22 protein-coding genes are annotated in these 22,366 nt (G+C 43.1%); 12 read left to right on the plus strand and 10 right to left on the minus strand.

Annotated elements, in window-relative coordinates; translation table 11 throughout:
* The first annotated feature begins 153 nt into the window (after positions 1-153).
* The 9 genes from QUA57_RS10725 to QUA57_RS10765 all read left to right on the plus strand — a co-directional run bounded on the left by QUA57_RS10725 (position 154) and on the right by QUA57_RS10765 (position 10,465).
* Positions 154-1,491 (plus strand): flippase, encoded by a 1,338-nt coding sequence (locus tag QUA57_RS10725; RefSeq protein ID WP_333060787.1) that lies wholly within the window; start codon positions 154-156, stop codon positions 1,489-1,491.
* Positions 1,488-2,705: a hypothetical protein gene (locus tag QUA57_RS10730; RefSeq protein ID WP_333060788.1), complete on the plus strand. Its 1,218-nt coding sequence runs from the start codon at positions 1,488-1,490 to the stop codon at positions 2,703-2,705. Before QUA57_RS10725 ends, QUA57_RS10730 begins: the two co-directional genes overlap by 4 nt.
* A gap of 19 nt (positions 2,706-2,724) precedes the next feature.
* Positions 2,725-3,666, plus strand: coding sequence for a glycosyltransferase family 2 protein (locus QUA57_RS10735; RefSeq protein ID WP_333060789.1), 942 nt, complete (start codon positions 2,725-2,727; stop codon positions 3,664-3,666).
* A gap of 24 nt (positions 3,667-3,690) precedes the next feature.
* A complete protein-coding gene (locus QUA57_RS10740) occupies positions 3,691-4,944 on the plus strand; it encodes a glycosyltransferase family 4 protein (RefSeq protein ID WP_333060791.1) in 1,254 nt (417 codons plus the stop codon).
* A gap of 62 nt (positions 4,945-5,006) precedes the next feature.
* On the plus strand, positions 5,007-5,915 hold the full coding sequence (locus QUA57_RS10745) for a glycosyltransferase family 2 protein (protein ID WP_333060792.1): 909 nt from the start codon (positions 5,007-5,009) through the stop codon (positions 5,913-5,915).
* Between the two features lies 1 nt (position 5,916).
* Positions 5,917-7,077 (plus strand): glycosyltransferase family 4 protein, encoded by a 1,161-nt coding sequence (locus QUA57_RS10750; RefSeq protein WP_333060794.1) that lies wholly within the window; start codon positions 5,917-5,919, stop codon positions 7,075-7,077.
* Positions 7,078-7,169: 92 nt separating this feature from the next.
* Complete coding sequence (locus QUA57_RS10755) at positions 7,170-8,399, plus strand: glycosyltransferase (RefSeq protein ID WP_333060796.1); 1,230 nt, start codon at positions 7,170-7,172, stop codon at positions 8,397-8,399.
* A gap of 59 nt (positions 8,400-8,458) precedes the next feature.
* A complete protein-coding gene (locus QUA57_RS10760) occupies positions 8,459-9,541 on the plus strand; it encodes an NAD-dependent epimerase/dehydratase family protein (protein ID WP_333060798.1) in 1,083 nt (360 codons plus the stop codon).
* Positions 9,542-9,658: 117 nt separating this feature from the next.
* A complete protein-coding gene (locus QUA57_RS10765; RefSeq protein WP_333039945.1) occupies positions 9,659-10,465 on the plus strand; it encodes a WecB/TagA/CpsF family glycosyltransferase in 807 nt (268 codons plus the stop codon).
* 292 nt (positions 10,466-10,757) lie between these two features.
* On the opposite strand, the gene QUA57_RS10770 is transcribed toward QUA57_RS10765, so the two are convergent.
* The 7 genes from QUA57_RS10770 to QUA57_RS10800 form a co-directional block, all read right to left on the minus strand.
* Complete coding sequence (locus QUA57_RS10770) at positions 10,758-10,913, minus strand: hypothetical protein (protein WP_333060801.1); 156 nt, start codon at positions 10,911-10,913, stop codon at positions 10,758-10,760.
* A gap of 26 nt (positions 10,914-10,939) precedes the next feature.
* The gene (locus tag QUA57_RS10775) at positions 10,940-11,878 is read right to left on the minus strand and encodes a class I SAM-dependent methyltransferase (protein WP_333060803.1); all 939 of its coding nucleotides are present in this window, start codon (positions 11,876-11,878) and stop codon (positions 10,940-10,942) included.
* A gap of 740 nt (positions 11,879-12,618) precedes the next feature.
* Complete coding sequence (locus QUA57_RS10780) at positions 12,619-13,878, minus strand: glycosyltransferase (protein ID WP_333060804.1); 1,260 nt, start codon at positions 13,876-13,878, stop codon at positions 12,619-12,621.
* Between the two features lie 769 nt (positions 13,879-14,647).
* Positions 14,648-15,607, minus strand: a complete 960-nt coding sequence (locus QUA57_RS10785) for a DUF362 domain-containing protein (protein ID WP_333060806.1) — start codon at positions 15,605-15,607, stop codon at positions 14,648-14,650.
* A gap of 125 nt (positions 15,608-15,732) precedes the next feature.
* Complete coding sequence (locus tag QUA57_RS10790; RefSeq protein ID WP_333060807.1) at positions 15,733-16,059, minus strand: hypothetical protein; 327 nt, start codon at positions 16,057-16,059, stop codon at positions 15,733-15,735.
* 173 nt (positions 16,060-16,232) lie between these two features.
* A complete protein-coding gene (locus QUA57_RS10795; protein WP_333060808.1) occupies positions 16,233-17,657 on the minus strand; it encodes an aspartate ammonia-lyase in 1,425 nt (474 codons plus the stop codon).
* A gap of 331 nt (positions 17,658-17,988) precedes the next feature.
* Complete coding sequence (locus QUA57_RS10800; protein ID WP_333060809.1) at positions 17,989-18,759, minus strand: SGNH/GDSL hydrolase family protein; 771 nt, start codon at positions 18,757-18,759, stop codon at positions 17,989-17,991.
* A 135-nt stretch (positions 18,760-18,894) separates the two neighbouring features.
* Here QUA57_RS10800 and QUA57_RS10805 point away from each other — a divergent pair, with 135 nt between their 5' ends.
* On the plus strand, positions 18,895-19,338 hold the full coding sequence (locus QUA57_RS10805) for a helicase-related protein (protein WP_333060819.1): 444 nt from the start codon (positions 18,895-18,897) through the stop codon (positions 19,336-19,338).
* Here the strand turns inward: QUA57_RS10805 and QUA57_RS10810 are convergent, their stop codons facing one another.
* The 3 genes from QUA57_RS10810 to QUA57_RS10820 all read right to left on the minus strand — a co-directional run bounded on the left by QUA57_RS10810 (position 19,339) and on the right by QUA57_RS10820 (position 20,807).
* Complete coding sequence (locus QUA57_RS10810) at positions 19,339-19,986, minus strand: peptidase M15 (RefSeq protein ID WP_333060811.1); 648 nt, start codon at positions 19,984-19,986, stop codon at positions 19,339-19,341.
* A 190-nt stretch (positions 19,987-20,176) separates the two neighbouring features.
* The gene (locus QUA57_RS10815; RefSeq protein WP_333060813.1) at positions 20,177-20,383 is read right to left on the minus strand and encodes a hypothetical protein; all 207 of its coding nucleotides are present in this window, start codon (positions 20,381-20,383) and stop codon (positions 20,177-20,179) included.
* Between the two features lie 4 nt (positions 20,384-20,387).
* Positions 20,388-20,807, minus strand: a complete 420-nt coding sequence (locus QUA57_RS10820) for a GIY-YIG nuclease family protein (protein ID WP_333060816.1) — start codon at positions 20,805-20,807, stop codon at positions 20,388-20,390.
* A gap of 197 nt (positions 20,808-21,004) precedes the next feature.
* Between QUA57_RS10820 and QUA57_RS10825 the strand changes: the two genes are divergently transcribed.
* Positions 21,005-21,136 (plus strand): hypothetical protein, encoded by a 132-nt coding sequence (locus tag QUA57_RS10825; protein WP_333060821.1) that lies wholly within the window; start codon positions 21,005-21,007, stop codon positions 21,134-21,136.
* A 71-nt stretch (positions 21,137-21,207) separates the two neighbouring features.
* The gene (locus QUA57_RS10830) at positions 21,208-21,747 is read left to right on the plus strand and encodes a SprT family zinc-dependent metalloprotease (RefSeq protein WP_333060817.1); all 540 of its coding nucleotides are present in this window, start codon (positions 21,208-21,210) and stop codon (positions 21,745-21,747) included.
* Positions 21,748-22,366: the final 619 nt, after the last annotated feature.

Consider the following 22,366-nt stretch of genomic DNA (forward strand, 5'->3'; position numbering starts at 1 on the left):
CTGCCTAAAAACTCCAATTTCTAGGTCTGCTGCAAAAGTGAGATGTTCCCTCAAGTTGTGATATGTTGTTATAGGATCAACCAGTCTAATTTTGCGAGATTGCCGACCCTGCTAGAACCGCGTTTGTGTTTTGTAAAGATTTAAAATATTCTGATGCTAGATAAGTTAACTGCGGTCAGTCAAAGGCTCGGCCCTAATCTGCGCCAGGTACTCAGCAACATAGCTTGGCTGTTCACTGACCAAATCTTGCAGATGGGTCTAGGCCTGTTTGTGGGCCTTTGGGTGGCTCGCTATCTTGGTCCGACACAATTTGGATTGCTCAACTACGCGATCGCCTTTGTGTCGCTCTTTAGTTCGGTGGCAACGATGGGGTTGGGTACTCTGGTAGTGAGGAATATCGCTCGCGACCCAGAATGCAAAAATGAGACCCTGGGAACGGCCTTCGGACTGCAATTTACTGGTGGCTGCATCACTTTGTTGTTAACTGTCACCGTGATTGCGCTAGTCAAGCCCAACGACACTCTGACTCGGTGGCTGGTAGGTATCATCGCAGCAGGAACTATCTTTAATGCTTTTGAGGCTATCAATTTTTGGTTCCAGTCCCAAATCCAGTCAAAATATACAGTGTTTGCTAAAAATTCGGTATGTTTTTTAGTTGCTGCTGTCAGAATTGCGTTAGTAACAATTAAAGCCCCCCTGCTTGCCTTCGCCTGGGTTAGATTGACAGAGGTCGCATTGGTAGGAATCGCTTATGTATATTTTTATAAGCTTACGGGGAATAAAATTAAGGATTGGCGCTTCAGTTGGGAAAAGTGTAAAGAACTGCTATCGGAGAGTTGGCCAATAATTTTGTCGGGATTTGCTGTTTATGTGTACTCAAAAACGGATCAGATAATGCTCGGTGCGATGAATAAAAATGCCGAACTGGGCTATTATGCTGCCGCTGTTAAAATTTCTGAAATCTGCGATTTTTTGCCGATGATCATATCCAGCTCTATTTTTCCCAAATTAGCGAATTTGAGAAAGACAAATTATGAAGAATATCTAAATAAATTTCAAATTTATTCTGATATAATGATATTTTTGTGGTTGGGAGTTGCCATACCGATATCATTACTTTCTCCCTGGATAGTGCATCTACTTTACGGTGACAAATATGCACAGTCAGCAGCGGTGCTTGGAATCTATGTTTGGGCGCAATTTGGCAGTAACTTTGGAGTAGCACGGAGCACATATTTAAACATAGAAGGTCAGTTGCGCTACGGTCTTTATTTGACTGTAGTCGGATCTACTTTAAATGTAGGGTTGAACTTTTTGCTGATCCCTAAGTATGGAGCTTTGGGAGCAACCACAGCTACTCTGATAACTTATTTTTACGTAATTATATTAGTCAATTTCTTGATTAAGGAATTGCGCCCATTCGCAACTTTCATCTGGCGCTCGCTTAACTTATACAAGGCAGCTTGTAGAATCAGAGGATTAGTAAAGTGATTCAAATTAAACCTAAAATCGAACAGCGCTCGAATTGCCCCTATTGCGACACTGAACTCAATGCAAAAAAAATTTTGTGGCAAGGGATACATATTGTTCTGGACTGTAAGTGCGCGGGATGTGGTAGCGAAATACTCGACGAGTTAAGAGTAGGTCATGGAGTCAGAAACTCTGTCCAAGTTGATACAAACAAAGGGGAAGTTTTTGCAAAATTTGCTAACATAAAAGAATGGCTAGGCAAACCATTACTCAATTCACTACAAAATCCTCACTCAGAAAAACTGGAGATTGTAAAAGAGATTTTTAAACCCAGCAAGCGGGTAATTATCTTAAACTGTATCGATCATCTTTATGGTCATTCCCTGCTGAAGTTGCTAAATGCACAAAGGCACTTAGAATGCAACTCGGACTTCGGGTTAGTTGTGATAGTTCCTAAGTTTCTAAGGTGGATGGTTCCTGATGAAGTTGCAGAAGTCTGGACAGTACCTATTTCTTTAAAAAATGGTCAAACTTACTATCCCAGCTTCGCCGAGTTTGTAGAGGAAGAAACTAAACGCTTTGATGAAATTTATGTCAGTGAAGCCCATTCTCATCCTAGCCAGTTTGACATCACGCGGTTTACTAGAGTTCCGAAACACAAATTTGAGGAGCCAGAAACAAGAATCACTTTTATTTGGCGGGAAGATCGTTTATTAGTTAACGGTTTGCTGTTCCGAATTCTGAAAAAGCTAAATCAACGAGAAAGGGCATTGCCATTGCAAAATTTAAAAATTCAGCAGTTATTTGAGAAAATTAGGTTGCAAGTACCTGAAGCAAAATTTGCAGTAGCTGGTTTGGGGACAAAAACTAAGTTTCCAGAATGGATTGAAGATTACAGAGTAGATAGTTTTAATGAAAAAGTTGAAAAGGAAATATGCGGTGTTTATTCACAAAGCCGCTTAGTAATTGGTCTTCACGGCTCTAATATGTTGCTACCTTCGGCTCATGCTGGTATGACAATTGATTTGATAGATGAGCGTTGGGGGAACTTTGCCCAAGATATTTTATACCAAGAACGTGACCCGAGAATGGCTAGTTTTCGCTATAGATTTTTGCCCTATCAGACTAGCAATGATACACTGGCATACATAGCGGCTGTGATGCTGCAGAAGTGGTTTAATTTTAAATCGCAGATGAATGCTGAGCTTGTTAATTCCGATGTTGAAGACTACTAGAAAAAGTAGAGTCGCATAAATGTTCAATTACCGAATCCAAACACCCGTCGCTTTTATCATCTTCAAACGTCCAGATACAACGGCTAAAGTATTTGAGGCAATTCGTCAGGCCAAACCTCCCAAATTGCTAGTAATTGCTGACGGCCCACGTCCAGATAGGCCTGGAGAAGATCAAGAATGTGCTGCTGCTAGAGCTATTATTGACCAAGTAGATTGGGACTGCGAAGTTTTGAAGAATTACGCAGACGTAAATCTCGGTTGTCGCCTGCGGGTTTCTAGCGGTATGAATTGGGTGTTTGATCAAGTGGAAGAGGCAATTATTCTTGAGGATGACTGTCTCCCTCATCCTACTTTTTTCCGCTTCGCTGAAGAATTGCTGGAGCGTTACCGAGACGATCAGCGGATTCTGTCAATCTCTGGTCAAAATGTTCAGTTTGGGCGAAAAAGAACTGATTATAGTTACTACTTTTCTCGCTATAATCACTGCTGGAGCTGGGCAAGTTGGAGGCGAGCTTGGCAGCATTATGATTTAGATATGAAGTTGTGGCCGGAAATTCGGGATGGTAATTTTTTGATGGATGTACTAGGAGACTCCCATGCTGTAAAAGTTTGGACAAATACTTTTCAGCTTTGTTATGAAAAAAAATTACAGAGTTGGGCTTTTCAGTGGACATTTGCTAGTTTTATTCAAAATGGTATGAATATTCTTGCAAATGTCAATTTAGCTTCTAATATCGGACATGGTGTAGGGGGAACTAATACGGAGGATGTCAACAGTCCTTATAGTAATATGCCTGTAGAAGCTATAACATTTCCCATGAAACACCCAGCCTTTGCCATTCGGGATGTGCAAGCAGATAATTTTACTGAAAACACTTTATATGATTACGATCCGCCCTTGCTAAAGAAGGTGCAAAAAAAAGTCAATAAACTTTTGAAAAAATCAGGCAAAGTCACCTAGAAATTTAGAGGAGAGGCAGGGGAAATGAAGGTTGTACTTCTCAATTGTTCTGATAGTGAAGGGGGGGCTGCCCGCGCCGCTTATCGACTGCACCAAGGTTTCCAGGGGATTGGTGTGTCTTCGCAAATGCTGGTAAAAAATAAGAGTAGTGCCGATCGCAATGTAATTTCGTCACAGAATAGTATTGCGAATAAGTTTGACAAGATTATTTCAACTTTATCTAACGCACCATTGCGGCTCTACCCTAAGAGAAACCCCGTTATATTTTCTACAGAAGTGCTGCCAGATGCTCTATCGAATCGACTGGATCTACTCGCTCCTGATATTATTAATTTACACTGGGTTTGTGGGGGCTATTTACAAGTAGAAAGTATTCCCAAGTTTAAGCAGCCCTTAGTTTGGACGCTGCATGATATGTGGCCTTTTACAGGTGGCTGTCACTATAGTGAAGATTGCAATCGCTACACTCAATCTTGTGGTAGTTGTCCGCAACTTCACAGTAATAAAGATTCGGATTTGTCGCGGTGGGTGTGGCAGCGGAAAGTTAAAGCTTGGGATAAGCTTAACCTAACTTTGGTTAGCCCTAGTGTTTGGTTAGCGAAATGCGCTCATTCTAGTTCTTTATTCAAAGATTTTCGAGTTGAAATAATTCCTAATGGCATCAATACTCAAAAGTACAAACCCATAAATCGTCACTGGGCGCGAGAAATCTTGAATTTGCCTCAAGATAAACAAATTGTACTCTTTGGAGGTGCAAGTGGAACAGGCGATCGCTGGAAAGGATTTAACTTGCTCGTACCCGCTTTACAAAGCCTCAGTAAATCAGGCTGGAAAGATCGGATAGAGTTGCTGGTTTTTGGCTCTTCTCAACCCGACAATCCCATTGAACTGGGTTTTAAAACTCACTATTTGGGAAAACTCGCAGATGATATTTCCCTAGCAACGGTTTATGCAGCAGCAGATATTTTTGTCGCCCCTTCCGTGATAGATAACTTGCCCAATACAGTCATGGAAGCCCTTGCTTGTGGCATCCCCAGCGCCGCATTTAATATTGGGGGACTGCCCGATCTGATCGAACACTGCTCCAATGGCTATTTAGCTAAACCTTATGAAACAGAAGACTTAGCGCGAGGAATTGCTTGGGTTTTAGAAGATCCCCATCGGCATCAAAAACTTTGTATTCGCGCCCGCCAGAAAGTGGAACAAGAATTTACTTTAGACATACAAGCAAATCGCTATTTGTCTGTTTTTAACGATCTTGTGTCCACTCCAAAGTAAAAATCAGATTTTACGTAGTAAATTTTACCGGGCTATCGCTAAAAGCCACCAAATTGCTAATAATGAACCGTACTAAAATCGCCGCCCTTTTAACTTGCTTTAACCGCAAAGAGAAAACATTAGCTTGCTTAGAGGCTCTTTTTAAGCAGGCACTTCCAGCCGATGTTGATATTTTAGCCTATTTAGTCGATGACGCCAGTACCGATGGCACCAGCGAGGCAGTTCGTCAAATCTATCCTCAAGTCAATATTTTTTCCGGCGATGGGAACTTATTTTGGAACGGGGGAATGCGTGGGGCTTTCACCGAAGCAATGAAAGATGATCCCGACTACTACCTGTGGTTAAATGATGACACTCTTATTTATCGAGACACCGTAAGTGTCTTGCTAGAAACAACTCAAAAATTATTAGAAAAAGGAGAAACCAAAGCCATCATTGGCGGTTCTACCTGCGACCCCGAAACGGGTCAAACAACATACGGAGGTGTTGTGCGAAATAACCCTTTGCACCCCTTCCGATATGGTATCCTCGAACCAACAAAAGAGCCTCAGATCTGCGATACTATGCACGGCAACTGCGTATTAATTCCCCGCAGCGTTGTGCAAAAGGTCGGCAACCTCGATCCAGCTTTTGTCCATTATATTGGCGATTGGGATTATGGTTTACGAGCCAGACAGAAAGGATGTACAGTTTGGATTGCTCCTGGCTATTTAGGAACTTGTTCTCTCAACCCCCAGGTGACTAAAACGGCTGCTGATAATTTAAGTGAAGGATTGGATAAAATGAGTAAACCCAAAGGTTTATCCTTCAAAGATACTACCCTGCAACCGGCTCAAGAGTGGAAAGTATTTACTCAGCGGCATGGTGGCTGGTTGTGGCCAATTTATTGGCTGCTACCTTATCGCAGGTTAGTTTGGCTTTCAGTGTTGAGTAAACTGGGATTGACTAAAAACAAAACTCAAGGTGAATAGGATGGTTGATAGAAATGAACTCCGCATTGCTTGGCTTGTCCCGGAAGTGGAACTGGGAGCTTACTGGCAGCCTGTTTTGAGGGAATTTACAAAAATTTTTAAGAATACTGTATTTTATACTGGTCGTGTTTGGTCTGGGTTCGATCCTACGCTGCCGGGAGCATCGGCAATTCAGTTGGTAGGGGAGACTACATTTGTCGAGACGGAAAAGATAGAAACAGGATACGATCGCGGATTCATTGTAGTATCGCCTAGTATTATCGGCTATTTACTAAAATTTAGACCTCACGTGGTCTTTCCCCAAGCTTTCTCTTTGTGGACTGTAATTGTTGCGTTTTTAAAACCGCTACTGAGGTGGAAAATTGCGATTATTTACGATGGTAGTTCCCCAAATACAGACTTTCGAGATTCCAGTTTTAGGACATTTGTGCGCCGCATTCTTGTGCGGTTTGCCGATGCTTTTGTTGCCAATAGCAATGCAGGTAAAAAATATCTGATGGAAGTTCTCAACGTACCGGAGGATAAAATTTTTACCCGAACCTATCTCGTACCTGATGCGGGAGCTTTGCTGAAACGATTAGATCAAACTCAGCCACCCAAATTGCAGTTAAAACGCCCGATTTTTCTGTATGTAGGGCGCATAACGGGGAGAAAGGGAATTAAAACGCTTTTAGAAGCTTGCGCTATTCTTAAAAGTCTAGGTTATGTTGATTATTCGCTGTTAATTATTGGCAAGGGAGATCAGCGGGAAGAACTGGAAGCATTTATTAAAGAGTGCGATTTTGAAGATCAAGTCATGTGGGCGGGATGGGTGGAATATGGAAATTTAGGTGCTTATTTTCAGCAAGCTGATATTTTTGTGTTTCCTACTTTTGAGGATGTCTGGGGTATGGTTGTACCCGAAGCGATGGTGTTGGGAAAACCAGTATTGTGTTCAAATGGTGCAGCTTCCTGTGAGTTAATTATTTCAGGCGAGAACGGTTATATTTTCGACCCTAGCAGTGCTCAAGACTTAGCGGCTCAAATGCAAATTTTTCTAGATGCTCCTGATTTGATTGAGTCGATGGGAGAGCGTTCACGACAGATAATTTCTCAAAAAACTCCCGAAACAGCAGCTAAAGCTTACGTCGAAGTTACATCTTTTTTGATGGAGAATAGGTGAAGCAAGTTCGGCAACGGATGAGTGTAAAGGATTTAACGGAGAGAGGGAAGAGGGAAATTTAGCAATTACCAATTAGCAATTACCAATTAGCCATGAAAGTTTTATTATCTGCGTTTGCTTGCGAACCGAATCTCGGCTCCGAAGAGGGAGTAGGATGGAATACTGTTATCCAATCTGCTAAACATCACGAAAGTTGGGTGTTTACTCGCACGTTTTGTCGATCGTACATTGAAGCAGAACTAGAGCGGAACCCAGTGCCAAACCTGCACTTTGTTTATTTTGATCCGTTTGGGTGGAGCGAAGATTGGAAGGGGAAACAAGGATTGCTGCAACTTCACTACTATCTGTGGCAAATCTGGGCTTATTTTATCGCTCGGAAGCTCGATCGCGAAATTGGTTTTGACATAGTACATCACGTAACTTATGTCAAACATTGGTCTCCAAGTTTCTTGGCGCTGTTGCCGCATCCTTTTATTTGGGGGCCGGTGGGGGGTGCAGAAGCAGCACCAAAGGCTTTTTGGCAAGATTTTAGCCGCCGGGGAAAAATTTACGAAACGCTGCGGGCATTGGCTCAAAGGCTAGGAGAACGCGATCCGTTTGTGGGTCTGACGGCGCGTCGCAGTGCCGTGGCGCTGGCGACTACGGAAGAAACCGCAGCCAGACTCCGATTTCTCAAAGCAAAAAACGTGAAGATTTTCTCACAAGTCGGTTTGTCGCAGCAGGAAATTCAAGAACTAGAGCAATTTCCTACCCCGCCTGAGCAACCAATTAGATTCATCAGTGTTGGTCGTCTCTTACATTGGAAAGGGGTGCACTTGGGACTCCGTGCATTTGCGGAGGCGAAGCTGGAACAATCGGAATACTGGATTGTCGGAGACGGCCCGGAAAGGCAGCGTTTGGAAGCTTTGGCCACAGAATTGGGACTGGCAAATAAAGTATTTTTTTGGGGAACTTTATCTCGCACTGAAACTCTTTCTAAAATGGGGGAGTCTCACGTTCTCCTCCATCCGAGTTTGCATGACTCTGGTGGTTTTGTTTGCACGGAAATGATGGGGGTTGGTCGTCCCACGATTTGTTTGGATTTGGGGGGACCGGCTACTCAAGTGACGGCTCAAACGGGGATTAAAGTGGCTGCTACTGACCCCGATCGCACTGTGCAAGGTCTAGCAGAAGCTATAGTGTGTTTAGCCCAAGATCGTGAATTGCGAGATCGCTTGGGTCGAGCGGGTCAAACGCGCGTCAGGGAAATCTATGATTGGGATGTTAAAGGTTTATTCTTTGCCCAATTGTGCGAAGATGTATTCGATGGAAAATCAGGATAACTTCTGATGGGTTCGATCGGGCAAAACAAAGAAAACTATATTTTTTCAGGCGGTGAAACGTGGGCGTTGCAATCATTACTGGCTCGGCGGGTTTAATTGGCTCTGAGGCGTGTCAGTTCTTTGCCAAACAAGGCTTAGATATAGTTGGGATCGACAATAATATGCGCCAGTTCTTTTTTGGTGCTGATGGTTCTACAAACTGGAACCGCCAACTGCTAGAAAAGTCTTTGGGTACCAAGTATTATCACTTAGATGTGGACATTCGCGACTATGAAGCGATTACCAATATCTTTCAGCGGTACGGCGAGTCGATCGAATTAGTAATTCATACAGCAGCCCAGCCCAGCCATGATTGGGCTTCCCGTGCTCCGAAAATAGACTTTACCGTCAATGCCAATGGCACTCTCAATCTTCTCGAAGTAACTCGCTTGTACTGTCCTAAAGCGGTTTTCATTTTCACTTCTACCAATAAAGTATACGGCGATACGCCTAACAATTTGCCTTTAATTGAATTAGAACACAGGTGGGAAATTGAACCAGGCCATACTTACGAAAGCGGTATTCGGGAAGATATGTCAATCGATCAGTGCCTGCACAGTTTGTTTGGTGCTTCTAAGGTAGCTGCTGACGTTTTAGTCCAAGAATACGGTCGATATTTTAATATGAACACCGCTTGTTTTCGCGGCGGCTGTTTGACGGGTCCAAATCACTCAGGAGCTCAATTGCATGGCTTCCTAGCCTACTTGATGAAGTGTGCTGTCACGGGAACTCCTTACACCGTGTTTGGCTACAAAGGCAAGCAAGTTCGCGATAACATTCATAGCGCAGATTTAATTTCGGCATTTTATGAATTTTATAAAGCTCCCCGAAGCGCCCAAGTTTATAATACAGGAGGAGGCCGATACAGCAATTGTTCGATGTTAGAAGCGATTCAGATGTGTGAGGCAATTGCAGAACGCAAATTTAATTGGACTTACGCTGAAGGGAATCGCATTGGCGATCACATTTGGTGGATTAGCGACAATTCAAAATTTTCCAGTCACTATCCCAACTGGAAAATGAAATATAACGTTAAACAAATCCTACAGGAGATTTATGAATGTAACCGCGATCGTTGGCTGAAAGAGGATTCCAATGATTGAGCGGGGCAAAAAGAATGTGCTGGGAATTTCGGTAAAAGATTGAAGAATACAAGGTTAAACAAATCTTAGGGGAGATTTATGAGTGTAACTGCGAGCGTTGACTTAAAGAGGTGCTCCATGATTGATAAAGGGAAAAAGAATGTACTGGGCATATTAGTTAATGCCGTTAATTATGAAGCGGCTGTTAGCAAAATTATTGCAGCAGCCAGCGCCGGAAAACCAATGTCAGTTTCTGCTCTAGCGGTTCACGGGGTAATGACTGGAGTGCTCGACAGCACTCATCGTTATCGGATTAATCACATTGACTTAGTATTGCCAGACGGACAGCCCGTCAGGTGGGCGTTAAATTGGCTCTACCATACGGAATTGCCCGATCGAGTTTGCGGGCCGAATGCGATGTTACAAATCTGCGAACGTGCGGCAGAAGAAGGATTACCTATCTATTTGTACGGATCTCAAGCTTCTGTACTGGAAGCTTTATCTCGCAATCTTTGCCAGCGTTTTCCCAAGTTAATTATTGCTGGAACTCAGCCTTCTAAATTTAGGCACGTTTCGCCCCAAGAGAAACAAGAAATTGCAGAGCAAATTCGCAACAGCGGTGCAGCAATTACTTTTGTCGGTTTGGGGTGTCCGCGACAAGAAGTCTGGGCTTACGAATACCGCGATGAGTTATCAATGCCGCTGATTGCTGTAGGTGCTGCTTACGATTTTCATGCGGGTAATTTGGCTAAATCTCCTGACTTTTTATCTAAAATAGGTTTGGAATGGCTGTTTCGGATGATTAAGGAACCTCGGCGCCTTTGGCAGCGGTATGTTTTTTTGAATCCGCTTTATATCTGGCTGTTTTTGCTACAAGCTTTGAAAATCAAACAGTTCGACCCCACAGACGCCACGCCGCCCGCAGAAGAAGTATTATATGGTTGAAATTTAAAAGTTTCTTGTGAATTATGGGTACTCACAAGAAAAAATTAAAAAAGCAAACATATCGTAACTAATCGTTCTGAGGTGCAACTGCGATCGCATATTCAATAAAATTTATATCAAATCCGGTGGCATCCGAATTATAGTGAGAGCTTAAGAGAACGCGATTTTGGTAGCGATCTCTTAAGCTCCCACTGACATGATCCCAATATATTATTCCGATGCAACCCGAAACTATATTACGCCAGAAAACACTTTTTACATTATCTATGTGGTAAGCTGCGGACTGCACACCTTACATACAAAGTTTGTGCGTCAGTCTCGATCGAGTCAGGTGGATTGCTGGGTCAATAGTCGCATTTGGTTTGACTGTACTCCTGGCATGGGCGATGATGGCAGAGGCTCGCAAAAGTATGGTGAGTGTGTAACCAAACTTGATAATCAAAGCCAAAGTTTATTGCCCTTACCTCGAGATTGCTATGGCTTTTGTGCCACAATCCGGATCGAATCGTACTTGTTTTCATCAGCAGCAAAAATTGTTTTCAGCAGTAGCTTCCAAGCTTGGACTTTACTGTTTTCCTTTGGCTTTACTATCTGATGATATCCCATTAAATCGAACACACTGAAAATTTTTCTTTCATCATTGATCCAAGTGTTTTCAAATTGGCGATAGTAGCCATTAAACTGGGTAGAAATTATCTCAAATCCTACTTTTTCACAGATAGCGCGAAAGCTCTGCGGTGTGAAGAAATACAAATGCCTTGGTACATCTAGATGCATCCATGCAATCCCTGATGACTTCAGCCCAATACAAGAGTTATTTGGTACTTCCATCACCAATTTGCCGCCACCCACGAGCAACTGCATGGCATTGCGGAGTGCAAGTAAAGGATCTCTGGTATGTTCGAGTACGTGGTTCATCACAATTATGTCGTACTGTCTAGACTGGACTTCCGGGGGCAAAGATTCAGCAGTACCATAAAGTACATTAAGACCTCGCTGCTGGGCCAACACTAAAGCTTGTTGATCGGGTTCTACGCCCCAGACCTTGTGACCATCTGCTTGCAGTTCTTGCAGCAGGTGCCCGTTGGCGCAACCAATTTCTAAGATCGAGGAGGAAGCAGTCCCGAACTGTTGCTTCCACCATTTACTTGTGACATCTACTCCGCGATCGAAACGCCAAGCTAGATGGGTACGCAATTTATCGAAAAAGGAAATAGAAGAGGCAGATACGAAGCCTGTAAAGTCTATATGATGAGTATAATACTCATCGATGTCGTAGAAGCTGGCGATTTTGTTGAGTTCGGGTAGAGGATGAATGCATCCAAGTTGTGACTTTTCGCACCAGTACAATTGAAATGACTCATTGTTTGGAGGTCTGCGCCAATCACCGGGTATGAATAGCCACGGTTTCATACTCTGTCCCGATATCGGGCAGACGACGGTAGGGCTTAAGCACGTTTGACTTTGCATTTTAGTTTTCCTTACTTAGGAACTGGATGTACTAATAACCGCTTATGTTAGATCACTCCGGGACGTTATGTGCCAGTGATAATTGTGTTATCCTCTATACAGGAGATGAAGGCCTAAAACTTATGAAGTTTTGGGAATACCATTACTGAGGCGCGGTTTTCACGTAACATCGAATTTAAGTTAACGCATTTAGCTGGCTTTGTCACTTTTGATAAAAAACTACACCTTCAGCGAGCGGGCGGAGAGTAAGTTTTTCTCTAGTCAAGAATTCAGCAATAATTAAAGTATACATTAAGTTAGAAACATCATATACCTCTAAAGTATGATACTAATAAAAGCATTTGTGCATATACCTAATAAATAATGAAGCCGTTGATTTAACAAGATTTAAACTAAAAACCCTGTTAGTTTTGCCAGTTCCGGTGGAAAGGAAAATGAGTGGGTCACTCGATGGTTGAGAGTTGGTGTGGGATCTGGTAGTTGCCAAGAAAATGTAACCCGTTAAAGGAGACTTGAGAACCTATGGAAGAAGTGCGATCGCCCAGTAGAATTTGATGCTATTAAGTTTGAAAAAAACATCTACATCTAATGGCGATCGCTCACCCCAACCCTTGCCTTTACAAGACCTCCAATTGCCGTGGCTACCTTAATGAAACCTGTCTCAATCATAGGCAGAAGGATTCTTAACGCAGTTGAGTGTACGCCAAAACCATATCGGGAGCCTCACATACTTGACTTTCGGTGACTGGATGAGGCCGCGTTGAGTAGGCAATAGCCTGCATATGTTTTATGCGAGCTTGAAAAGTCTTCTCAAAGGTGTGCTGTTGAGCAAACTTCAGCGACTTGAACGACATCGATTTAATTTCTTCTCGGTTGTAGCTGAGTGCTGCAATTTTCTTCGCCATCTGTTTAGGCTGATTCATTGGCACCACCCATCCTGTCTCCGACATTTCTGCAATTCCCTGGAATGCTTCGTTAGCATACCCAACAATTGGCACGCCAGCAGCCATAGTTTCTATGTAAGTACAAGAAGGATCGCCCTGCCGGTGACAGCAAACAAACAAATCAATATTGTTCTTAACAAAGGGGAAAAAATCTGTTTTAAAGTCAGGCACTCCGAGCATTTTCACGCAATCATTAAGTTGATTTGCAGCTATTTGCTGGTGCATCATCTCTTCTAAGTCACCAATACCACTGATGAACATTTCAAATTTCACCTTCAGTTGTTTGAGTTCTCTAGCGACCTCAAGTAAATGATCTGCTCCTTTCATCTTAATTAGGCGACCTGAGAATACTAGCCGAAGAGGCATATCTTGAGAGCGGTTTTCAGTGCGACGTTCAATGTCAGCTTCTGTTGCTAACATATCCTCTCTAATCCGCGTGTCCAAGAACAACTGTGGGTTGCGATTGAGCTGCTTGTATTCTTGGTATGTAGGCGTGCCGTTGCACTGCAAGCCCTCTGCCATTGCGATCGCCTTGCGCTGCTTATATTCCTGACTGTAAGTCCAGATTATTCTCCGCAAGCGAATCAGGGGATTTCTCGTACTCACATTCACGATCTGTTTGCGAGTTTTCAGACTGTATTCGGAAACGTAAATACACGGTACTCCCGCTATTTTACACACTTTACTGATATGGTTCTGTCTGTATTCCGGGGCTGCCAATACCAGCGCACTCTGATGCTGATGTAGTAAAGCTGGGGTAATTTTATCAAAAGAAATTATTTCCAGTTTGAATGGCAATAGATCAAGTTTGAATATTTTTGCATCCATCTGGTCGTTGTCTTCTTTCGTTTCTTCCATCATCACAGTAATATCACCCGACCAATACTTGGCTAACTCACCAACTGCTTCAATCAATTTGCGGGTGAGTAAAACTTCACCGTTTGGCAAAAACTTGGCTTTTAGTGGCTGTACGATTGTCAGATTGTTGTTAGTAAGCATAGGGAAGGTAGTTCCTGATTTGAAGTTTTTACGGATGCGGTAGTGAATCTTTGCTGTACTTTGCAAGGGCTGTTGATCGATCTATATAACAGACATCTACCGAATTTAAATTTCGCCGCCTGATACAAGCAACATTTCAGACTCTGTTTGGGAGATATCTAATACTTAAGATGGACGCAGCAACTCGATTAGACCTTTATTATTTAAGGTAAGGTCTGTTTGATATGTCGCCATCATCTGCGATCTACGTATAACTGTCAATAACCTTTTACGAGCTTTACTCAATCTTTATAATTGAGCGGTCAATTATAAAGAAAAGCGCAATTATAGGGTAAATTTGGTTAAAACAAGGGCTGTTACAAGTGTTTATACTTAAATGAAATTATCTAACTGCTTCTAGCTAGCAAGAATGAGCGCCAGTTGCGAGTACGGCGAGGCAAATGCTTTAAGTAAGTCGGCGCGAAAAAACGCCCCTAGGTAAATGAGGGCCAAGTCTCCAAATGCTCTCTACTGGCTGATTTAAGCCTGTTTACATAGTGTTACATTATGCGGTTTAGTCCCGCATACCTACTTACTGGCTGACTTAAACCTGTTTACATAGTGTTACATTATGCGGTTTAATCCCGCCTACCTACTTAAACCATAAACTTATAAGAAATTTATTAAAACTTTACATAAATAGATATGTTGTAATATAATAATATTTCTTTACAATTAGCAATGGAAAGCAGAAGGAATAAAAAAAACAAATTTTACCCTTCTGTCTTCGCTAATGCGAAGCCTTGATGCTGAACTTTTCTTTAATAAACCGGATATAAAGGTGCTTAAAGGCCGACTTCACCACGCGGGGCATACCAAAGTCAATTGGCACCATGCTTTCCGGCAACTTCCAATCCAAAACCTTGAGAGTTTCCGGCTGCAAAAGCGGAAAATCAAGATCCTCTAAATTCGAGCAAAGTCCCAATCTCATCGCCGCAGCTACAGTGGGAACCGCCGCCGGATCAGCATTAATAATTTCAACTAAAGTTCTGTCCAAAGCAAACACATCATCAGAGGCGGCCAAAATTCCCAAAAACTTCGGTTCGCCGCCGCTTGGTCCATTACCTTCGTGACCGATAATGCCATCCAAAATCGTCAGATTTGGGTTAATTGCCCGGGCAGTTTCTACAAGCATTTCACCAAATCTGGCGCTATCTTTGCCAGCTTCCATGTGCCACCAAGCCTTCATTTTGCCGGGGACGCAGCCGAACAAATTTTTCACGCCCATTGTCACTGTTAATTGAACGTGAGATTTGAGTTTGGGCAAATTAATCACTACATCCGCTTCCATTGCTTCTTTGCAAATTCGCAGATGATTGAAATCTTCGCTGACAGTTTCGTAGCGTTTTCCTTGAAACTCAACTACTGGCAAATTCAGTTCTTCCAACAGCGGCAAATAACCGTTAGCTTTGGCTACACCCATAGCGCTACCAAAAGCTGGACTATCGCCTAAAAAGGGTTTTCCTCCCGCTTCTATCACCATTTTAGCCACGCAGTAAACCAATTGCGGGCGGGTGACGCATTCTTTTGTAGGGCGAGAACCTGTCAGGAGATTGGGTTTGAGTAAAACCCGATCGCCCGATTTGACAAAAGCCGAGATTCCGCCCAAGGGTGCCAGCAAACTTTCTAAAGAGGTTTGCAAGATTTGGCGATCGTATGAATTGGCACGAATTAAACTAACAGCAGACATAATTATGAATTAATTGGTAATTGGTTATCGATCGGGAATAATCTAAATGTAACGCACGCACGGATCACTCTAAGTAGGGTGATCCGTGCGTGCGTTACCTTGAATCATCTCAATGCAAAGGAAGCCTAACTATTCATCGGCAATCTACCCACAGCAGCCCGCTGCATGGTACTAACTCGCAGCGAGTTAGAGAATATTCCTTGGCCTTGTAGGTCGGGAAGCGCGGGTTTTACTTCTACTTTTACCAACCGGGCCGTACAAATAAAGACCGTTTGATCGGCTAAATGGAAAGTCAACCAAGGTTGACTTAACAAAGTCAGCACTTCCTCTTGGAATTCTTGTGCAGGCATTGGAATAGTAAACGTTTCTGTGTGACCTTCCACATAATGAAATGTCACTTGAGTTGTGTTCTCTTTATCTTGAGTTAATTTTGCAAAGGAACCTGCGCGCATAAATCTTGCTCCCAAACTTTAGACTATAAAAAAAATCAGAATTAATTATAAAAAAATTGAATTCTGAATTGTTTAACTTTAACCTGTGACAGGGATTAGGCAGAAATCAGAAGGCAGAAGGCAGAATTCAATCGAGTTCAGCCTTCTAGTTTCTAGCTGATACCTGCGAGATCCTAAACGTTAGCAGAAGATACCGGCATCGCACTCATTTTCTCTAAATCTAGAACTTTTGCCAAGTCTTCTGCACTCATTAAACCCCGTTCTAGCACAATTTGCCGCAAAGATTTGCCCGTTTCTAAGGATTCTTTGGCGACGGCGGCGGCGTTGAGATAGCCGATGTGAGTGTTGAGGGCGGTAACGAGGGCGAGACTGCCTTCAGCATAAGCGAGACACCGATCGCCCTTAGCTTCAATTTTGGCGAGGCATTGTGTAGTCAAAGCGCTGATGGTATTGCCCAAAATTTCGATGCTGTGAATGAGATTGTAGGCAATCAGGGGCATCATCACGTTCAATTCTAATTGTCCCGCTTGGGCTGCCAGGGCGATCGCGCTATCGTAACCCATAACTTGAAAACAAACCATCGATGTCATTTCTGCCATCACAGGATTGTATTTTCCCGGCATAATTGACGAACCCGGTTGCACAGGAGGCAGTTGAATTTCTTTCAAACCCGTTTTCGGCCCGGAGTCCATCAAACGCAAGTCGTGGGAGATTTTAACGCAATCCTGAGCGAGATTTCGCAGTGCACCGGACACATTTACAAACGGTGCCATACTCTGCATAGCAGCCATTAAATGCTTTGCTGGTTTCAGGGGGTGGTCGATTAATTCTGAGAGAATTTCAGCAACTTTTTGACAGTAGTCAGGATGAGTATTTAAGCCTGTTCCTGCTGCACTTCCCCCCAATCCCAGGAATGTCAAATCATCGGATGCCCTGTCAATTCTCAAGGTATGTTCTCTGAGAATTTGCGCCCAAGCGCCAAAGGTATCGCCGAGTCGAACTGGCACAGCATCTTGCATATGAGTGCGGCCGGATTTAACAATATCTTTGAATTCTTCTGCTTTGTTTTCTAGGGCGACTACGGCATCCGACAAAGCCGGAAACAGAGTTTTTTCTAATGCCAACAATCCGCCGATCCGAATTGCAGTCGGAATCACATCATTTGTCGATTGACCGTAGTTTACGTGGTCGTTAGGACTAACCCGCTTGTAGTTGCCTTTTTCATCGCCCATAATTTCCAAAGCGCGATTTGAAAGAACTTCATTAACGTTCATGTGGTGAGAAGTTCCGGCCCCGGCTTGGTAGACATCAACTACAAATTGATGGCGCAATTGGCCAGCTAGGATTTCATCGGCTGCTTGGACAATTGCTTGACTAATGTCTTGGGGAATGCAGCCGAGTTCGCCATTGGCGATCGCCGTTGCTTTTTTAATTAAAACACAAGCATCAACGTAAGTTGATAAAGGCTTAATGCCGCTAATCGGGAAATTTTCAACTGCGCGCAGGGTTTGGATGCCGTAGTAGACATTAGATGGGATTTGTTTGTCTCCCATCGAGTCGCTTTCAGTGCGATAGGTTGTGGTTGGCTTTTGGGTCATATTGTCTGGTTTGTGATAATTAGGAATTGCACGCACAATTTTTTTGTAACAGCGCTGACTGCCACTGCTGCTTTACTGGGTCCGCTGGCGGCGAAAAGCACAAGTCACGATTGTAAAGAATTATCTCACACTTTGGGGTTAAATCTCAAATTAATCCCAGTTCCAAAAAGACTGCAACTGCAAGCAATATCTAAACTTTGGTGATACAAGCAATCTCAAATCTTAAATCGTACAATGGCGAGCGCAGTCCAGCAGATAGACTCAGATGTAATCATATAAGTAAACCCGTTTCACAAGATTTTTAAACTAAAATATGTGCTAACACCATAGCCTAATTCTGTCCTTTTTTCCCTCCCCTTGTATTGAGTAGTTGCGACAGATGCTTGTTGATAATCACATACCCCTGTTCATTTAAGTGTAGTTCATCTGATCTGTATTTCCGCAACATCATGCCCTGACTATCGGCAAGAATAGAGAAGGTATCAAGCACTATAGTTTTTTCTCCAGCTAATGTGGCGATGTAGGCATTCACTTCTTTAATCGCCGGACTTATCTCATCAGACCAAAAAGGCTTGCGCTGTAGTGGCACTTCTCCTACTGGGAAAATAGTAGTCACGATCGCTACTGCACCTAGATTCCTAGATTCTTCTACAATTCGCCTAATATTCGCTTGACAATTGGCAACGATCGCATCTCTGCGTTCGGGAAACAAGCCAATGGTTTTCAGATCGTTAATACCAACCTGAATGATTACTAAATTTGGTTTTAGAGGGCGCACATGAGCGGCAAATCTTTGGAGCGTCTGAACTGAGGTTTGAGAGCTAATTCCCCGGTTAATGAACTCATATTCACTGATATTAGGCGATATCCAACTAGCTGCTCTAGAGTCACCAAAGAAAACCACACGAGTTTGAGCGGTATTAGTAACTTGCTTGAGATTTGTAGGATATTCGTTCAATCCCAGAGGATCTAAACGAGTTTGATTGAGTTCGCGATAAAACTGTTTAGCTCGACTGTAGAGACTAATATTTAGAAAAATTGAACTTCCCAGCACTACTAATACAAGAGCGCTCAACAAAATACTACGTTTGCTCAATATCATGTTTTTAGGCTTGGGCTGCAATTTACTTTCTCATCTTACGATCGATTAAGAGTTATCTACGAGCGCTGTTAGCTGCATAGCGCTCCCATTCACCCTAAGTTATATTCGTTCCAATTCTCCCATCGCTCAACCCGAATTGTTATTAACTCTACATCCGTTAACGCTTCATGCGCTCCTTTTTTAATTATCGGTGAATTTCTGGAGCAGTTAGATGCGATCGCCAAAATTACCGATTTGCCTCTGATTACGGGGAAGACAAAACAGGCTGAGCGCGATCGGTTATACGAAGCATTCCGTCACAAAGAGATTCCCGGATTAATTCTATCTCGCGCGGGCAATTTTGCCGTCGATTTACCCGATGCCGATGTGTTAATTCAAGTATCGGGAAAATATGGATCTCGCCAAGAAGAAGCGCAGCGCCTGGGACGAATTCTCCGCCCGAAATCCGATGGACATACTGCGAGTTTTTATACATTAGTATCGCTACAAACTTGCGAGGAAGATTTTGCGCGACACCGCCAACTATTCCTCACCGAACAGGGCTACAACTATCGCATAGAAGTTCAAAAAGATGTTTAGTCAGCGATCGTCGATAAATTCTTGGTAAAACTGCTCATGCAAACCTAAGAAATTATCCATCCCCTCCTTTGTCAGATACCCGCTATTCTTACCAGTGTGCGGGTTTCTTACGTAGCTAGAAATGGTTTTTGAAACATTAGGATTCTCGCTCCACCTAATGTTGAACGCTGCATAGTTTGGGAAAAAGGTCATTGCTGCATAAGCATCAATGTGGTCATGTATCCACCATGCCAATGCTGTCCAATCTTGAGTGCGTTCATAGTAAGGGATGAATGATGTAAGAATAATACATACTGTTGCTCCCATATACCCCTCTGAATCTTTTACGTCCCAGATATGTTGTGCATAGTTAGACTCATTACTGGCACAGTTGTACTGATTTTTATTCTCTGCTCCTTTGGCGTTCACCGCACAAGAACGATAGGCTGAGCGGATACTAATCCGACCAAGCGCATCTTGAATTGGTTCAAGCACCCTCTCACACAAATTCTTTCCTGCTGCGATCGCCAAATCAGGATCGCTAGGAATGTTAGGGATACCTTCAATTTGAGAGATTTCTGAATAAAGAAACTCACGCATGAAAAAACTCTTAGAGAGTTGAACCCGTCCTAGCTCTTCCAAAGCTTTAACAGTTTGTGGTTTTCTCATAGAATGAACTACAGCAATTAGAGGTGAATAGCTTAATGTTAAACACTGGCAGATAATTTAGAAGCATTGTTTCAGCAAAAAGCAACGTTCCGGTTGAGTGGCTAGAAATAACTTTTGCATCACCACCAATATCTTTCGGTAGTTCGATCCAACCGGGTTGTTAGACTGGCGCGATCGCCAGTTGACGCTGTTATTGTCCGCGTCCCAGTTTGCAATCTGCAAAACCTAATGCCTCTGTGTCAAGGAAACTAGCGATCGCCATCTCAATGACTGCTTCGATTGGGTATTCAATTTCAGCAGCACGAGCAATTAGGGCAGCACGAATTCGTTCAGGAAAACGTCCTAAAATAACTTCGGCATCAGCGAGGGAAAGTTGCTCTTGAAGTTTGGCTTGCATGGCTTTACATCTCAGTTGGAATTTGGACGTTGTAAGGGGGTTCAGTAGCTCTTAGAATGATGGCTTCTAGCTCCAATAGTAACGCAGGGTTCTCCCAGTGAGAAATTGTCTGTACTGCAATCCGTATGTCTTCATCGCTATATTTATCGAGCCATGCCCACAAAAAAGCTTTGTGCCCACCACTGAAGCGACCTCGTAAGCTCTTGGTTTTACCGATGTAGAGCAATCCATCAGTTCTGTGCCTGATTGCATAAATGCCAGGACGCGCAGGAATGCTCTCAAACCCACGGGTCAAGGGTTGACATTGCTCAAAAGGAATGAAAGCAATCGCGTCTAGAATTCTTCGCGCTTGGATTTGTAGGTCAGAATCATTCGTTGGCATGAAGGCAAGAACGCTGATTGCACAGAAATCATAATCCCACAAATTCTGTTACAATCATCATCCACTAGGGATGGTTTTCTACCCGATCGGTTATACGAAGCATTCCGTCACAAAGAGATTCCCAGATTAATTCTATCTCGCGCGGGCAATTTTGCCGTCGATTTACCCGATGCCGATGTGTTGATTCAAGTATCGGAAAGTATTGTTCTCGCCAAGAAGAAGCGCAGCGCGTCGGACGAATTCTCCGCCCGAAATCAGATGGACATACTGCGAGTTTTTATACATTAGTATCGCTACAAACTTGCGAGGAAGATTTTGCCCGACACCGGCAACTCTTCCTCACCGAACAGGGCTACAACTATCGCATATAAGTCCAAAAAGATAAAAGACAAAAAGACGGGGCACGATCGGCATCACCATCGAACGAGATGGTAAATTAATTTTGGCAACTCCCCCAGAAGTGCCAATAAAAATATTAGAAAAAGTTGTCAACGATAAGCGTTTATGGATTTACAGCAAACTGATCGAGAAAGAATCCCTCAATCCTCCCACTGCTGCTAAAGAATATGTATCAGGCGAAGGATTTTACTATCTGGGACGCAGGTATCGCCTCAAACTGGTGGATGGAGTCAAGGGAAAGCCACCCTTGAGATTCTATCAAAGTCGCTTTGAATTGCAGCGGGAAGCCCAGACGCAGGGGAGAGAAGCGTTTATTAGATGGTATTGCGATCGCCTTTCCTCGATTTTAGATACACAAATTGCTGCTGTTGTCGATCGCCTCGAAGCTTCTCCCCGTTCGGTGCAAGTGCGAGATTTAGGCTATCGCTGGGGTTCCTGCGGAAACAAGGGAGATTTATATTTTCATTGGCGAGTGGCGATGCTACCGCGAACCATGATAGAGTATGTGGTGGCTCACGAGTGGGTGCATTTGATTGAACCGAACCATAATTATGCGTTCTGGATAGGGTCGAGCAAATTGTGAGTGATTGGTGCGATCGTAAGCAGTGGTTAGCCCAGAATGGGGCAAGCTATGACCTTTAGGGATGGGTAAGAAGTGGCTGCGATCGCTTTCATAATTGGGCTCTAGAAACTTGGAAACTCTCGCTATACCTTTATTCACCTGTGATATCAAATCCGTTTGATGGCACACACAATAGAAATGCTCCAGCTAACGCCCATCTTGGATTATCCGATTTTGATAGTGCTGCCTATTAACCGAATTTGATATGAGACATTACTGGAGGGTGAGACAACTTTGAATCGAAGTAAATACTAGACGCTAGCATAATTGAAAAGTTATGATTTAACTGAAAATATCATCTTCTAGGAGCCAATTTAAATAGATGCCTACAGATACTAATAATTCAGAAAAAAATAGTGCACATCTAGAAATAATTCAAGGGTTAAAAGTTCAACCCGAATACTTGTTTATATTTGGAATCCTTTTAATTTTTGCAACAGGATCGGTTTTAGTTGGAATAACTTCAAGCAGTCCAAGCGTTCAATTACTTACATTTGCAGTATTACAGCCGATTCCAGGTTTATGAAGTACAGTAGCAGCAGCTTGTAAACCAGTTTTTAAAGTGCTGTGGATTAACCAA

The sequence above is a fragment of the Microcoleus sp. Pol7_B2 genome (assembly GCF_036701035.1).
Classification (GTDB): domain Bacteria; phylum Cyanobacteriota; class Cyanobacteriia; order Cyanobacteriales; family Microcoleaceae; genus Microcoleus.

What these genes read in the sequence shown, in the direction of transcription:
- QUA57_RS10785 (WP_333060806.1), bottom strand. Translation starts at nt 15,607, where the DNA reads ATGTCTGCTGTTAGTTTAATTCGTGCCAATTCATACGATCGCCAAATC.
- QUA57_RS10725 (WP_333060787.1), top strand. Translation starts at nt 154, where the DNA reads ATGCTAGATAAGTTAACTGCGGTCAGTCAAAGGCTCGGCCCTAATCTG.
- QUA57_RS10810 (WP_333060811.1), bottom strand. Translation starts at nt 19,986, where the DNA reads ATGAGAAAACCACAAACTGTTAAAGCTTTGGAAGAGCTAGGACGGGTT.
- QUA57_RS10780 (WP_333060804.1), bottom strand. Translation starts at nt 13,878, where the DNA reads ATGCTTACTAACAACAATCTGACAATCGTACAGCCACTAAAAGCCAAG.
- QUA57_RS10750 (WP_333060794.1), top strand. Translation starts at nt 5,917, where the DNA reads ATGGTTGATAGAAATGAACTCCGCATTGCTTGGCTTGTCCCGGAAGTG.
- QUA57_RS10800 (WP_333060809.1), bottom strand. Translation starts at nt 18,759, where the DNA reads ATGATATTGAGCAAACGTAGTATTTTGTTGAGCGCTCTTGTATTAGTA.
- QUA57_RS10755 (WP_333060796.1), top strand. Translation starts at nt 7,170, where the DNA reads ATGAAAGTTTTATTATCTGCGTTTGCTTGCGAACCGAATCTCGGCTCC.
- QUA57_RS10765 (WP_333039945.1), top strand. Translation starts at nt 9,659, where the DNA reads ATGATTGATAAAGGGAAAAAGAATGTACTGGGCATATTAGTTAATGCC.
- QUA57_RS10815 (WP_333060813.1), bottom strand. Translation starts at nt 20,383, where the DNA reads ATGCAAGCCAAACTTCAAGAGCAACTTTCCCTCGCTGATGCCGAAGTT.
- QUA57_RS10775 (WP_333060803.1), bottom strand. Translation starts at nt 11,878, where the DNA reads ATGAAACCGTGGCTATTCATACCCGGTGATTGGCGCAGACCTCCAAAC.
- QUA57_RS10745 (WP_333060792.1), top strand. Translation starts at nt 5,007, where the DNA reads ATGAACCGTACTAAAATCGCCGCCCTTTTAACTTGCTTTAACCGCAAA.
- QUA57_RS10740 (WP_333060791.1), top strand. Translation starts at nt 3,691, where the DNA reads ATGAAGGTTGTACTTCTCAATTGTTCTGATAGTGAAGGGGGGGCTGCC.
- QUA57_RS10735 (WP_333060789.1), top strand. Translation starts at nt 2,725, where the DNA reads ATGTTCAATTACCGAATCCAAACACCCGTCGCTTTTATCATCTTCAAA.
- QUA57_RS10795 (WP_333060808.1), bottom strand. Translation starts at nt 17,657, where the DNA reads ATGACCCAAAAGCCAACCACAACCTATCGCACTGAAAGCGACTCGATG.
- QUA57_RS10790 (WP_333060807.1), bottom strand. Translation starts at nt 16,059, where the DNA reads ATGCGCGCAGGTTCCTTTGCAAAATTAACTCAAGATAAAGAGAACACA.